Origin of the sequence: Mucilaginibacter sp. SG564 (assembly GCF_013149275.1) — a bacterium.
Lineage (GTDB): Bacteria > Bacteroidota > Bacteroidia > Sphingobacteriales > Sphingobacteriaceae > Mucilaginibacter.
Window position 1 is genome coordinate 319,912 of the sequence record NZ_JABGNA010000004.1, and the last position, 14,495, is coordinate 334,406.

At 39.6% G+C, this 14,495-nt stretch carries 14 protein-coding genes; 10 read left to right on the top strand and 4 right to left on the bottom strand.

Annotated elements, in window-relative coordinates:
* The first annotated feature begins 25 nt into the window (after positions 1 to 25).
* The 5 genes from FHW89_RS11270 to FHW89_RS11290 all read left to right on the top strand — a co-directional run bounded on the left by FHW89_RS11270 (position 26) and on the right by FHW89_RS11290 (position 5,014).
* Complete coding sequence (locus FHW89_RS11270) at positions 26 to 499, top strand: hypothetical protein (RefSeq protein ID WP_172335135.1); 474 nt, start codon at positions 26 to 28, stop codon at positions 497 to 499.
* A 470-nt stretch (positions 500 to 969) separates the two neighbouring features.
* Positions 970 to 2,655 carry a DNA polymerase/3'-5' exonuclease PolX gene (locus FHW89_RS11275; RefSeq protein ID WP_172335136.1) on the top strand — a complete coding sequence of 562 codons (1,686 nt, stop codon included), beginning with the start codon at positions 970 to 972 and terminating at the stop codon, positions 2,653 to 2,655.
* A gap of 66 nt (positions 2,656 to 2,721) precedes the next feature.
* The gene (locus FHW89_RS11280; RefSeq protein WP_172335137.1) at positions 2,722 to 3,687 is read left to right on the top strand and encodes a glycosyltransferase family 9 protein; all 966 of its coding nucleotides are present in this window, start codon (positions 2,722 to 2,724) and stop codon (positions 3,685 to 3,687) included.
* Between the two features lie 109 nt (positions 3,688 to 3,796).
* Positions 3,797 to 4,417: a porin family protein gene (locus FHW89_RS11285; protein WP_172335138.1), complete on the top strand. Its 621-nt coding sequence runs from the start codon at positions 3,797 to 3,799 to the stop codon at positions 4,415 to 4,417.
* A gap of 120 nt (positions 4,418 to 4,537) precedes the next feature.
* Positions 4,538 to 5,014, top strand: coding sequence for a histidine phosphatase family protein (locus tag FHW89_RS11290; RefSeq protein WP_172335139.1), 477 nt, complete (start codon positions 4,538 to 4,540; stop codon positions 5,012 to 5,014).
* Positions 5,015 to 5,028: 14 nt separating this feature from the next.
* Here FHW89_RS11290 and dprA read toward each other — a convergent pair whose 3' ends face one another.
* Complete coding sequence (gene dprA, locus FHW89_RS11295; RefSeq protein WP_172335140.1) at positions 5,029 to 6,126, bottom strand: DNA-processing protein DprA; 1,098 nt, start codon at positions 6,124 to 6,126, stop codon at positions 5,029 to 5,031.
* Between the two features lie 187 nt (positions 6,127 to 6,313).
* Between dprA and FHW89_RS11300 the strand changes: the two genes are divergently transcribed.
* On the top strand, positions 6,314 to 6,691 hold the full coding sequence (locus FHW89_RS11300) for a BlaI/MecI/CopY family transcriptional regulator (RefSeq protein ID WP_172335141.1): 378 nt from the start codon (positions 6,314 to 6,316) through the stop codon (positions 6,689 to 6,691).
* Positions 6,688 to 8,556 carry a M56 family metallopeptidase gene (locus FHW89_RS11305; protein ID WP_172335142.1) on the top strand — a complete coding sequence of 623 codons (1,869 nt, stop codon included), beginning with the start codon at positions 6,688 to 6,690 and terminating at the stop codon, positions 8,554 to 8,556. The genes FHW89_RS11300 and FHW89_RS11305 overlap by 4 nt, the downstream gene beginning before the upstream one ends.
* Positions 8,557 to 8,643: 87 nt before the next feature.
* On the opposite strand, the gene rsmG is transcribed toward FHW89_RS11305, so the two are convergent.
* The 3 genes from rsmG to FHW89_RS11320 are packed head-to-tail and all read right to left on the bottom strand — an operon-like array spanning position 8,644 to position 10,974.
* Positions 8,644 to 9,270, bottom strand: coding sequence for a 16S rRNA (guanine(527)-N(7))-methyltransferase RsmG (gene rsmG, locus FHW89_RS11310; protein WP_172335143.1), 627 nt, complete (start codon positions 9,268 to 9,270; stop codon positions 8,644 to 8,646).
* Positions 9,260 to 9,865 (bottom strand): RNA polymerase sigma factor, encoded by a 606-nt coding sequence (locus FHW89_RS11315; protein ID WP_076375015.1) that lies wholly within the window; start codon positions 9,863 to 9,865, stop codon positions 9,260 to 9,262. The genes rsmG and FHW89_RS11315 overlap by 11 nt, the downstream gene beginning before the upstream one ends.
* A complete protein-coding gene (locus FHW89_RS11320) occupies positions 9,856 to 10,974 on the bottom strand; it encodes a glycosyltransferase (protein WP_172335144.1) in 1,119 nt (372 codons plus the stop codon). The genes FHW89_RS11315 and FHW89_RS11320 overlap by 10 nt, the downstream gene beginning before the upstream one ends.
* 273 nt (positions 10,975 to 11,247) lie before the next feature.
* Here FHW89_RS11320 and tgt point away from each other — a divergent pair, with 273 nt between their 5' ends.
* The 3 genes from tgt to FHW89_RS11335 all read left to right on the top strand — a co-directional run bounded on the left by tgt (position 11,248) and on the right by FHW89_RS11335 (position 14,492).
* Positions 11,248 to 12,378: a tRNA guanosine(34) transglycosylase Tgt gene (gene tgt, locus FHW89_RS11325; protein WP_172335145.1), complete on the top strand. Its 1,131-nt coding sequence runs from the start codon at positions 11,248 to 11,250 to the stop codon at positions 12,376 to 12,378.
* Positions 12,379 to 12,483: 105 nt separating this feature from the next.
* Positions 12,484 to 13,587 carry an LptF/LptG family permease gene (locus FHW89_RS11330; protein ID WP_172335146.1) on the top strand — a complete coding sequence of 368 codons (1,104 nt, stop codon included), beginning with the start codon at positions 12,484 to 12,486 and terminating at the stop codon, positions 13,585 to 13,587.
* Positions 13,584 to 14,492: a DMT family transporter gene (locus tag FHW89_RS11335; protein WP_371742446.1), complete on the top strand. Its 909-nt coding sequence runs from the start codon at positions 13,584 to 13,586 to the stop codon at positions 14,490 to 14,492. The genes FHW89_RS11330 and FHW89_RS11335 overlap by 4 nt, the downstream gene beginning before the upstream one ends.
* The last annotated feature ends 3 nt before the right edge of the window (positions 14,493 to 14,495 follow it).

Here is a 14,495-nt window from a genome sequence, read left to right on the forward strand (position 1 = left end):
TATTTTTAGCATAAAGAGTAAAAAGATGAAATTCCCATTAGACTTTTACACCTCATATTCCCAGTTTTATATTTATGATAAAGATTCAGAAGGGGCTACCGCTTCTGATACATTTTGGACTAACGATGCCTTTAATGACAGGTTAGCGATTGAAACAGGCGTACTTGGCGTTGGAACTGAATGCTATGGCCCGGTTAAAGCAGAACTGGAAATTTTAAACACGAGCGTAAATATTACAGATCCGGATAGCTATGATCATATTGTGGAAGCAGGTATCGAGGTCAAATCTGGTACTATTCAAATTATTAATTGCCCCGATTGGACGGTACAATTGGAGGTTGAAGTTGATCCAGGTTTTTACAGGGCGAGGATTTATTCTTCAAACCTTGCATCGGTAGAGGGTGATGAAGGAGAAGATTTTTACCGGATAGAAATTTGGCCGGATAAAAATATGACAAAAAAGGTTTTGAAAATATACACCCCATATAATTATAACTGATCGCAAACCAGGTTTCTATTTCAGGTATGAGTAGGTATCCCCGCTAATATTCCGTATCTTTGTTTATACAACAGCCCGGTTTTTCTCCTCAAAAAGAAAAACCGGGCTGTTTAGTTAAAGAGAAATACAGAACAAAAACTGGCCATTTGGCATATAGTTATTTGACAGTTAGCAAATTAATACTTTTTAAAGTTTCAAAAACACACTAAAAACCACGCTAAAATTTGTTAAAAAATGTTAAAACGAGGGTTTTAAAATATTTTTGAACCGTTTTTAGTCCCTTTTTGAGTAAAAAAGTGTTAAAATTTAAGGTTTAAAAAGTATTGGTTCATTAGTTCAGCGGTTCATTAGTTCAGCGGTATTTTGCGGCGAGTAGCTATGGAATAAACCACTAATAAACAAATGAACTAATGAACCAGTGAACCAATATTTCCAATGGCTTTTTGTATTTTTACCATCTCAATTCTATTATGGAAAATAAACCCATAGCCCGTACGCTTCGCTTACTATCGCAACTCATGGAACTGCATGAGGGCAATCCTTTTAAAATAAAATCGGTAGCCAATGCTGCTTTTAAAGTTGATAAACTACCCTTCCCTATTGCCGGTAAAACGCTGGAGCAATTGGAAAAAGTGGATGGTATAGGTAAAAGCATCGCATCTAAGATCGTTGAACTGTTTGAAACCGGTACCATTGCCGAAATGCGGGAATTACTGGATAATACACCAGCTGGCGTGGTTGAAATGATGGGGATCAAAGGTATCGGCCCCAAAAAAGTAGCCATTATTTGGAAAGACCTGGGCATTGAAAATACGGGTGAATTGTTCTACGCCTGCAACGAGAACCGCCTTATTGAAGCCAAAGGCTTTGGCCTTAAAACCCAGGAAGAAATACGCAAGGCTATCGAATTCAGGATGGCCAGCAACGGCAAGTTCTTGTTTGCCCAGGTAGAGCAGGAAGCCAATGAGCTAATGGACGAAATAAAAGCCATTTTCCCCGATGCGCTGAAACATTTTGCCGGGGAATTTCGCCGGTTAAGTGAGATTATCACCGAAATCGTGATAGTTGTAGGGAGCATAAACCAGGAAGTTGCCTATAATGCTTTGTTAGAATCAAAGATCCTGAATAACGTTTCATTGAATGAAAACCATATAGCAGGCGAACTTCAAAATGGCTTACTGGTTGATATTGTTTGCGTTGATAAAGCCGATTATTTTAAAGAATTGTTCATCAACACGGGTACAGACGACCATGTTCAGGCCGTATTAGAACGTATTAATGTGCCCCTGGAACAACCTGAAACCGAGGAACTCATTTACACCAAAGCTGGCTTAGCCTGGATACAGCCCGAGCTGCGGGAGGGTACTACCTTTATTGAAAAGGCCGAGAAAAATGAGCTGCCTACGTTGATCATTACACATGATCTGAAAGGCAGTCTGCACAATCACAGTACCTGGAGCGACGGTGTAAACACGGTAGAAGAAATGGCGCTTTATTGCCGCGATAACCTAAAACTAGAATACCTGGGCATGTGCGATCATAGTAAAAGCGCGTTTTATGCAAAAGGCCTGAGTATTGAGCGTGTTTTGCAACAACAGGAAGAGATCGATCATTTGAATAAAAAGCTTAATGGTTTCCATATATTTAAAGGTATCGAATCGGATATTTTGTATGATGGTTCACTTGATTATCCAGACGAAATACTTCAAAAGTTTGATTTCATAGTGGCATCCGTGCACTCCATACTTAAAATGGATGAGGAAAAAGCTACTTCAAGACTGATAACAGCTATTGAAAATCCGTATACAACAATACTCGGTCACCCTACCGGCCGCTTATTATTAAGCCGTGGTGGATATCCTATCAACTATAAAAAAGTAATCGATGCCTGTGCGGCTAACAATGTGGTGATCGAAATTAATGCCAACCCGCTAAGGCTCGACCTCGACTGGCGCTGGCACCAATATGCCTTGGAAAAAGGCGTTTGGCTGTCCATCAACCCCGATGCCCATCGTGTGGATGGTTTCCTGGATATGCGTTTTGGTGTTTTAGCCGCACGCAAAGGTGGTTTGTATAAAGAAATGTGCCTCAACGCCTTATCATTACCAGAGATCACCAAGGTATTTGAGAAAAAGAGAGCGGCGGGGAACAAGTGAAAAATCAAAAGTTAAAAGTCAAAAACTCACTACTGGCAACTCACCACTCACTAATGCACTAATTAAATGAAGATACTGGTGATCCGCTTTAGCTCTATGGGGGATATTATTTATACTACCCCGGTTGTGCGCTGTCTCAAAAAGCAGATTCCTGATGCGGAGATCCATTTTTTGACCAAACCGGCTTTCCAGTACATTTATGATAATAACCCTTATGTAGATAAACTTCTGCTGCTAAAACATACATTATCAGCAACTATTGATGAAATAAAAGCTGAACGATATGATTATATCATTGATCTTCACAATAATCTGCGTACTGCTATTATCAAATTACGCACTGGTGTCAGGTCGTCAACCTATAAAAAACAGCCCCTAAAAAAATGGCTTAGCCTTAAATTTAAACTCAAGCTGATACCCCCTACTCATTTGGTGGATCGCTATCTCAAAGCGGTTAAATTCTTAGGCGTGGTTAATGACGGACAACCTATTGACTACTATATTAAGGCCGATCATCAGTTAAATAGTTTACTACCACCGTCGCATCAGGCCGGATATGTGGCATTTGTAATTGGCGCAACACATTTCACCAAACGTATGCCCAATGATAAGATCATCAGCATTTGCGGGCAACTGAGCCAACCAGTAGTATTATTAGGAGGTAATGATGTAAAAGCTAATGGCGAGATTATAACAGGCGCAATTGGCCCTAAAGTTTATAATGCCTGTGGTATTACCTCGCTTGATGAGTCCGTTTTCCTGGTATCTGAGGCTAAAAGCATTATTGGTTTTGATACCGGACTTACCCATATTGCCGAGGCTTTTAACAAACCCATCGTATCTGTTTGGGGAGGTACTGTTCCCGATCTTCTGGGTGTACAACCCTATATGGTTAAGGATGTACTGGTAGCTGGTATTGAGTTACCCTGCCGCCCATGTTCTAAATTCGGCCTGGAAAAATGTCCCCTGGGTCATTTCAAATGCATGAATGATATGCCCGAAGATGATATCATTCAATTTTCAAATAAATAATAAACACCTATTAATCAAATACTTAAAACAGCACCCGAAAGATAAAATGTTTTGGTGATTGATTAATTTATTTACATTTGTTGGTAATTATTAATCTTATCACAGTTTTATGAAAAAACTCCTACTTTCTCTGCTCTTCGCGGGTACATCTCTCGTAACCTTTGCCCAGTTACCAACATTCGGCATTAAAGGTGGTGCTAATTTTGCTAAATTCCATGCAAGCATTGATGGTATAAGTGGTTCAGGAAGCTCCGGTTCTTTAACTACTTTTAATGTTGGCGCTTTTGTCGATTTTAAATTTGGCAATGTATCCCTTCAGCCGGCCTTAAACTTTACTGGTAAAGGTGGTTCATCAAGTACAGCTATTGATGACGAAAGCGTGTCATCGGGTAAAGTGCGACTTTATTATTTACAGGTGCCTGTAAACCTTGTTTATCATGTACCGGCAGTTGTTGGCGACTTTTACTTTGGCGCAGGCCCTTATCTTGCTATGGGTATTTCGGGTAAAGCTAAGGATGACCAGGGCAATTCCGGGGACATTAAATTCGGCAGCGGCGAGGATGACCTCAAAAGAACCGATGCCGGTGTAAACGCTATTGTTGGCTTTAAATTTAAAACCGGCTTCCTGATCAATGCTAACTATGATTGGGGTTTAACCAATGTTACCAATTTAAGCGGTGTTAAACTTACAAACCGCGTATTTGGTGTTTCGATAGGCTACGCATTTTAAGCCGGTCTATCCAAAAACTGACAAAAAAGAGGGTTTATTCAGACCCTCTTTTTTATTTACAATATCAAAAACTTATTAAAGATTAGCTGTTATCTTTATATATAGACCTATACTGAAACCATGAAAAAACTAATTTTAATTCGCCATGCCAAGGCAACTCATGAAAGCGGTTATGCTGATTTTGATCGCCCACTAAAACAATCCGGAATGCAGGATGCCTTATTAATGGCCGACGTTTTAAAAGATAGAAACATTGTTCCGGAAATAGTAGTAACCAGTCCGGCCCTACGCACTTTAACTACGGCGCAAATATTTACTGAGCATTTGCAATTGCCTCCATCCCAAACCGATACAAAAATATACGAGGCGAGTGAACGTACTCTGGTAAACGTAGTCAATAATCTGCCTAATGAGCATGGCTACATAGGCTTAGTTGGCCATAACCCAGGTATAAGCCAGTTATTACATTATCTGACAGGCCAGCTACGGGATGTGCCTACCTGCGCTGTCGCTTTGATCAGCTTTGATAATGATGACTGGCGCTCCATCAGCAGCGAAGACGGACATCTGTCGTTCTATGATTCGCCGAAGGGGTAGTTTAAGGAAAAAAGCTAACTTACTTTATAAGTTTTACCAGGCAAGGATTGGATATAGCCCTGCATTTCCATATTCAATAAATTCATCGCTAACATACTCATGGGCATATTGGCTTTTATGGTAAGATCATCAATGGCCAATGGTGATTGGTGTTGTTGCAAAATGTCAAATATCAAGCGTTCATCTCTCGAAAGATCAATGGGTAATACAAACTGATCAGCGGGTTTGGCTTTATCAGCTTTTTCCCAACCCAAACTAAAGGCCAGATCAGCCATACAGGTTAATAAAGCCGCTTTATTATTACGTATCAGGAAGTTACACCCCTCAGAATATTTATCATCCAGGCGTCCGGGGAAAGCAAATACATCCCGGTTATAGGAGTTAGCAATTTCGGCGGTTATCAATGCCCCTCCTTTTATACCAGCTTCTATCACCACGGTGGCGTCGGCAATACCCGCTACGATGCGGTTGCGTTGCGGAAAATTCTCCCTGTCGGGTATAGTCCCTGATGGATATTCGCTAAGCAAACCACCATTCTCCAGCATTTTATCGGCTGTCGCCCGGTTTTGACTGGGGTAAAGTCTGTCGAGCCCGTGCCCTAAAACACCAACTGTGGGTATATTATTTTTCAGGCATTCTTTGTGGGCAGCTACATCAATGCCTAATGCTAAACCACTTACTATTAAAACATTATATTGTTGTAATTCCTCTATTAGCTGTTTACATAGCAACCGCCCATAATCAGTAGCATTACGGGTACCTACAATACTTATCACATACTGCGGATTTAGGTCCATATTGCCCTTTGCATATAATAATATAGGCGAATCGCCACAGTTTTTTAGTCGTTTCGGATACCTGCTATCGGTATAAAATATGGGTTCTATATTGTGTTTCTCAATATATAGCAACTCCTTTTCTGCTTGTTTAAGTGCGATATCAAAATCCCATTGGGCAACTTTTTTATCGCCGATACCGGGTATCCTGGTCATTTTCCTTGCGGAGGATCTGAATACCTCCTGCTCATTGCCTAAATAAGCGATCAAGGATTTAGCCGATACCGGCCCCAGGTTTTTCACTAATGATAAAGCGATTCTGTGTAATAATGACATATGAATAGGTTGCAAATTCCGGTTCTAAAACGATTAGATTCTCTTTTGAGGTCCGTCATTCAATTTACACCTAAAGTATAAAAATAATCCTAAAAAAATTAGCATAAATAAAAAACTATAAAAATAGTTTGCAAACTATAAAAATAGTTTATACCTTTATTTAACCCAACTATAAAAATAGTTTACCATGAATTTAAAAGAACTAACCAAGGCCGAAGAACAAGTAATGCAGATACTTTGGCAACTTAAAGAAGCGATTGTGAAAGATATTATTGAGCAAATGCCTGATCCCAAACCCGCTTATAATACGGTATCAACGGTGGTAAGGGTGTTGGAGGGAAAGGGTTTTATTGACCATAAAGCCTACGGTAACTCACATGTTTATTACCCCCTTATCACCGAAGATCAATACAAAAAGTTCACATTTGATAAGATGATGAAGAACTACTTCAGCAATTCATACCAAAGCCTGGTATCATTTATTGTTGATGAAAAAAAGCTGGGTTTAAAAGAGCTTGACGAATTAACTTCCCTGATTGATCAACTTAAAAACCAAAAATCATGAATTGGCTGCATTATCTGCTCGAAGCAAACATCTACCTTGCTGTATTTTATGCAGGGTACTGCATATTTCTGAATAAAGAAACCTATTATACACTAAACAGGATTTATCTGTTACTAAGTTGTATTATATCTTTTGTCTTGCCATTAATTCAAATAGGTAGGCTAAAGCCAGTAGAGCAAGGGTCAGTTAGCGCGGTTTATATTGTACCAAGTGGATTAAAACCAACTATAAATCAAGTATCAAGCTTTTCAGTTACTTTCCAGGATCTAATGATTTATGCCTATTGCCTTGGCGTTATTGTATTGATAACGATACTCATCTTCAAATTATACAAACTGGCGCAAATGACCCGAACAGCTAATAAAATAGCCGACGACAAGTATAAAATTGTGCCTATTGAGGATTCCAATACTGCATTTTCCTTTTTTAATTACCTGTTTATTGGTTCAAAAATGAAAGGCACCGACATCATTATCAGGCATGAAATGGTGCATATCCGTCAAAAACATACGCTGGATGTGCTGTTTCTGGAGTTCATCAAGATCATTAATTGGTTCAATCCTTTTGTTTACCTGCTTCAAAATAGCCTAAAAACGGTACATGAATACATCGCGGATGAACAAACCGCGGCTTTTGAAAGTGATACTCTTTCCTATTCTTCGTTCCTGGTAAATAATGCCTATGGCCTAAATGGCTCGTCAGTTACACATTCATTTTTCAATTATAATCTACTAAAAAAGAGGATCATTATGTTAAACCAAAAACGTTCGGGGAATTTAGCCAGGCTAAAATACCTCGTAGCAGTGCCCATCTGTACGGCGGCCCTTTGCGCCTCCACGCTGGGTTTCAGCAAAACTTATGCACTGGTTGATCTGGCACCACAGCGCTATGCTGTCGACTCATCGGCCATGGTAAAGCAATCAAAAATGCAGTATCTACCGCCGCCTATCATGGTAAAAAATGGATACGATGATCTTTTTGCTCACTTGAATAAGACTGAAAAGTACCCTAAAGCAGAGCTAAAAAACAAACAACCAGGCTTGGTTATCGTAGCATTTAATGTAGGTTCAGACCATAAAATATCCAACACACGTATCGTAAAAAGTACCGGCAACGCTTTTAGCGAAGTGGTACTAGCGTCATTCAAATCATTTAACGGTTCAGTTACCGACAAAGCCGGTGAACACAAATTTGCCATCAGCTTTTTTACCGATTATTATGCCCAAGCACCTAAATATGAAGCCGATATACAAAAATCAGGCGTCGAAATTAATACCTTCGTGATAGGGGCCCTTGGATACACCGTTCCGCCTCCCCCACCACCTGCCCCTCGATTAGGTAAAACGCCTCCGGCGGTAAAAAAACCTACTTATATAATAGATAAAAAAACACCGCCGCCACCACCTGCTGCGCCTACAAAACCGGCTAAAATGGTGGATGCCAAACTTATGCCGCCACCACCGCCGCCACAAAGCCCATTTGATAGTCTGTATAAATACATCGCAAGACATGTAAGATATCCGAAAGTTGCGCATGATAATCGGATAGGAGGTCGCGTTATACTCGCAGTTACTATTAACAATGGAAAAATAGACGATGTAAAACTTGCAAGGTCGCTAACCAATGAAACTGATGCAGAAGTTATAAGAGTGCTTAAAAATTATGATGGCCCATTAGGTATAAAATCTGGATATTATAGTTTGCCTGTTGCATTTACGCTTCTTGATGAGCATGACAACCAAGTAGCGCACGCACCTGAAAACTATACGCTAAAAAACAAAGATGACTATGTTGACAAAGACCACTCGCCAAAATCATCTATGAATCAAATTGTTGTAACTGGCTATGTAACTACAAAACAATAAGCCTGCCCAGGTATATTGCACCCTTTAAACAAATTGCTGAACGGCTAAAACCGCTTCGGCATTTTTCCATGTAAAGGCATTATAGTCCTATCCCTTCACATAGATAACCTGTTTGGTTTCAAAAAACTCTTCGGTAAAATAGTCTTTAAGATGATATTGTTGCACTTTCAGGCCCGACTCCTTGATTTCCTGCAGCAGGTCACCACCTTTTAGATACAGGATTCCGTTAGGCAAAGTATTTTTTGAGTCTTTATTGAATTTACCCCTCACCCAGGGATAAAAATCTTTAAGTTGAGTAACCGCACGAGATACTACAAAATCAAACCTTTCATTCAGTTGCTCGGCCCGCAGATGCGACGCTTTCACATTGCTTAAACCCAAAGCTTTAGCTACCTCTTGTACTACTTTTATCTTTTTACCAATAGAATCAACCAAATGGAACCGGGTTCCGGGAAATAAAATAGCTAGCGGGATACCTGGGAAACCGCCTCCTGTGCCTACATCCAATACATTTTCACCCGGTAAAAAGGACATTATTTTAGCTATTCCGAGCGAGTGCAATACGTGGCGCTCATACAAAAGGTCGATATCTTTACGTGATATCACATTGATCTGGCTATTCCATAGGTTATACAACTCCGGCAATTGTTCAATTTGAGAGCATTGTCTATCGGTCAGTTCCGGAAAATATTTGAATACGATATCAGATGTCATCCCTGTTAAAACGATTAATAATGTTACCCAGTAAATACCTGGCCCTAAACAATTGTGCTTTAACTGTCCCCAGCGGCAGATCGAGTTGCTGTGCTATTTCCTCATATGATAACTCATCAAAATAACGCAGAGTGATCAGATTTCTGTAACGATGCGGTAAGCTTTCGATTAATAATTTAAGCTCCTGCGTTTGTTGTTTTTTGATCGATGTTTCCTCGGGATTCAACACATCAGCTTTTATTTGCAACGGTTTTTCATCCCCATCATCGTCTGTCATCCCGTGGATAGACTGGGTATTCAGTTTCTTTTTACGGATAAAATCGATACAGTTATTGGTAGCCACCCTAAATAACCAGGTACTAAAGGCATAATCGGGTTGGTATTTATCCAATTTTTCAAAAGCTTTGGCAAAGGTTTCAACAGTAAGATCCATAGCATCTTCCTTATTGTTAACCATTTTTAAAACCATAAAATAAATAGAGTCCTTGTACCGGTGCATCAAATCGGCATAGGCCTTTTGATCGCCTTCGCGAGCCCTAACTACCAGGTGAAAATCATTCTTCGCGTTATCGGTAAAGTTGGCGTTTATTTCCATTGGGTTGTTTTTAAAAATGTCCCGATCAGCCCAAAAACATTTAAATACATATAATATATAATATCAAAAAATGGCAAATACCATATCAAATCTTTGCCATCAAGCTTTTTAAATATCTTACTATATATAACAAGCTGCAATATCAGCCTGAAACCAAACAAACCTAGTGCCAGTAGAGGTTCATATTTAAGAACAAAAGATATTATAAGTAAAATATAAAACAGAAATCCACTCATAGCATCAAAACTGAGCATTCGCCTGTGTTTGTTTTTGTACAATTTACCTACCCCCATGTGTCGTTTTTTTTGCCTGTACCAGGAGGTTAAAGTTGTTTTCGCGCTGGTATAAGTAAACGCATCGGGGTGTATCTCAATAATCGTATTATCGGCCGTAGCATGCTGATTTACAAACAGGTCATCATCTCCGGAGATCACATGCATGTGCGAAGCAAAGCCTTTTTGACTAAAAAACAAGGTTTTAGTATAGCCCAAATTACGCCCAATGCCCATATACGGATCTCCGTTGAGTGCTCCTGATAAATAGTTTATTGCAGTTTTAATAGTCTCAAAACGCACAAACGGATTTAAGAAATTACGGGTTTTATAATAAGGAGAGTACCCTAACACGATTTGAGCCTTGGTGCTAAAATTAACCGCCATCCGCGTTATCCAGTTTTCAGAGGCGGGTTTGCAATCGGCATCTGTAAACAGCATATATTCATTTTTGGCGGCTTTTATTCCCAAAGTAAGAGCAAATTTTTTCCCGGTTTTAAAGCGATCGTGCTCGGTTATGGTTACCACTTTTAAATGTGGATACTCCCGCTGCATATCATCCAAAACATCATTTGATGAATCATAAGAGCAATCATTGATCACAACTACCTCAAAATCCGGATAGTTTTGCTTGAGTATAAAAGGCAGGTTTTCCTGCAGATTTTTGGCTTCATTTCGTGCGCTTATAATTACCGAAACAGGTATCAATACCTCGGGTAACTTATCCGCTGGTTTATATCGTGAAAGGCGGCTATGGTTACTTATCAGGTAATACAGCTGAACGATAAAACACAGCTGAAAAAGAATGAAGAGGGCGTTGTGAATATAAGTTTCCAATCAGTTTTAATATCAGGCAAATTTGTTAAAAATCGCCGGAATAAAAGTGGTCAACATAGGTTTATTTCGTGATTATTACACACACTCGCCTGTTTTTTTCCACACTGGGGCGGAGTAACGATAAAGGAACAAAGATTAAGGATTATAAACGATGAAAAAAGATAATATACACGAAACGTAAACCTGTCAAATTTTTATCTTTTGTTTGTTAATCCCTGCCCCTTTATCCTTTCGTCCTTTATCCGCTTTATTTGTTAATTTTGCAACCTCAAAATGAAATTTAATTTAACAGCACAAGATTCGCTTTCGAAAGCGCGCGCAGGTGAAATTACCACCGACCACGGCACCATACAAACCCCTATATTTATGCCTGTTGGTACTGCCGGCACAGTAAAGGCAGTGCATCAGCACGAACTTAAAAATGACATAGAGGCTCAGATTATTTTAGGCAATACCTATCATTTATACCTCAGACCGGGCCTTAATACGCTTGAACAGGCAGGAGGATTGCATAAATTTAATGGCTGGGACGGACCCATTTTAACCGACAGCGGTGGTTATCAGGTATATTCTTTAACCGAAGTACGTAAAATTAAGGAGGAAGGTGTTACGTTTCGTTCGCACATTGATGGTTCAAAACACCTGTTCACACCAGAAAATGTGATGGATATTCAGCGGATTATAGGTGCTGATATCATCATGGCTTTTGATGAATGTACCCCCTATCCCTGCGATTATAATTATGCCAGGCGATCTATCGACATGACCCACCGCTGGCTAAAACGTTGCTGCGACCGCTTTGATAATACGGAGCCTAAATACGGCTATAGCCAAACACTTTTCCCTATAGTACAAGGATCTGTTTATAAAGATTTGCGCGTAAAATCGGCAGAAGTTATTGCTTCTTTTGAACGTGAGGGCAATGCTATAGGCGGACTTTCGGTAGGCGAGCCAGCCGAAGAAATGTATGCCATGACAGAAATTGTGTGTAATATATTACCAGAGCAAAAACCACGTTATCTAATGGGTGTAGGTACACCGGTTAATATATTGGAAAATATAGCCTTAGGAATTGATATGTTTGATTGCGTTATGCCTACCCGTAACGCCCGAAATGGCATGCTTTTTACTAAAAATGGTATCATTAATATCAAAAACGAGAAGTGGAAAAATGACTTTTCGGCTATTGAAAGTGATAGTGATCTCTTTGCTGATAAGAATTACACCAAAGCCTATTTACGCCATTTAATACATTCGGGCGAGATGCTTGGAGCGCAGATCGCTACCTTGCATAACCTCCATTTTTACCTTTGGCTGGTTAAAGAAGCACGTAAAAAGATCATATCCGGCGAGTTTTATAACTGGAAAAATAGCATGGTTAAGCAACTTGGCCAACGATTATAGCCGTTCACCAGTTCATCGGTTCATTTGTTTATTAGTCTTAACCACATTAATAACAGCTCACATGAAACCAATGAACCAATGAGCCAATGAACTAATAAACAAAAAATGAAGGCATTTATTCACCGGCATCTGAAAGTTATTGACAGGTTTATTATGGGTAAATACCTGGGCACTTTTGTGTTTACCATGGGTATTTTCGCAGCGGTATCTGTTGTGTTTGATGTGTCTGAAAAGTTGGATAATTTTACCAATAAACATGCGTCGCTACACGATATCATATTCCAGTACTATGCCGGATTCGTGCCCTTTTACCTGAATATGCTATCGCCTTTGATTAATTTTTTAGCCGTAATTTTCTTTACTGCTAAGATGGCAAATCAAACAGAGATTGTACCTATTTTGAGTGGTAAGGCTAGTTTTAACCGCTTTTTAAGGCCATATTTTATAGCCTCCACCATTATATTTGTGGTATCCTTTTTTGCCAATGTATACCTCATTCCGTATACCAATCACCTAAAAAACGACTTTGAGAACGCCAATGGCATAACCGATAACGACCCTACCAAAATTGAGGTACATATGCAGATAGATAAGCACACATTTGTTTATCTGCAAAACTACGACCCTACCGTACATACTGGCTATCAGTTTATTATGGAGAAGTTTAACGGCGATACGCTTCGCGAAAAATTGATTGCCAACCAGGTTACTTATGATTCGGTTAAAAGGATCTGGTCATTAAAAAACTATTCTGTTAAATACATAAATGGCTTAAAAGAGCAATTTTTTAAGGATATTCCGCAAAAAGATACGGTGCTTGATATGCACCCTACCGACTTTGTTGTATATGATAATGTATACGCGGCCATGTCTTTAAAAGACCTGAATAAGAATATAGATAAAGAAAAACTACGCCGGCCAGAGGTGCTAAACAACCTTTACTACGAAAAATACCATCGGTTTATATACCCTTTATCTGCCTACGTTTTAACCGTTGTGGGCGTAGCTTTGTCGTCACGTAAGGTGCGGGGCGGTGTTGGTTTACCCTTGGGAATTGGCATTATACTCTGTTTTACCTACATTATTGTAGAGCGTTTTGCTATTGTATTTTCTATAAAAGGTGGCGTTCCGCCCATCTTTACGGTCTTTATTCCTAATACTACATTTGGTTTGCTCGGCTATTATTTACTCCTAAAAGCGCCTAAATAGTGGTTACAAAAAGCAACAAAGAAAGCCTCAACAAGAACCTGCTCATACTCCATTTCACTGTTTTTATCTGGGGATTTACCGGCATTTTGGGTAATTTGATAACCATTTCTGCTGTACAATTGGTTTGGTATAGGGTGCTTATTGCTGTTATTTCGTTGTTTTTATACTTCAATTTTAGCAAAACAACCATCAGGGTTGATCGAAAAACGTTCCTGAAAATGGCATCAACAGGTGCTTTAGTGGGCGGTCATTGGGTGCTTTTTTTCGCGTCGATCAAATTATCTACGGTTCCGGTGACGCTGGTTTGCCTCTCCAGCATCACTTTATTTACGGCCATATTTGAGCCTCTATTGAATAAAACAAAGATCTCCAAACTGGAGATCCTGGCTGGATTACTGATCATAACAGGCATCGTTTTGATATTTAAATTTGAATCGCATTACACTAAGGGTATCATAACGGGCCTCGCAAGCGCGGTTTGCGCAAGCCTTTTTTCGATCATTAATTCCAAATTCATAAAAAAACACGAAGCCCCGATCATTGCTTTTCATGAGCTAACCGGAGCTTTTTTTTGGATATCGATATACCTTTTATTGACTGGCGGATTCAACCAATCGCTCATTTTAAAACCTAAAGACATTGGCTATCTGATACTGCTTGGCACCATCTGCACCTCACTTGCCTACGTTGCCGGGGTATCTGTTATGCGCGAACTTTCGGCATTCAAAGTAGCCCTCATCACCAACCTCGAACCAGTTTATGGCATCCTGATGTCCTTCATTTTTTTTGGTGATATGAATAAAATGACACTCGGCTTTTGGGCTGGGGCGGTCATTATTTTATCCACAATATTTCTATATCCAGTGGCTCAAAAGCAAATCGCCAAACGAAAAGCAAGATTGTAATTT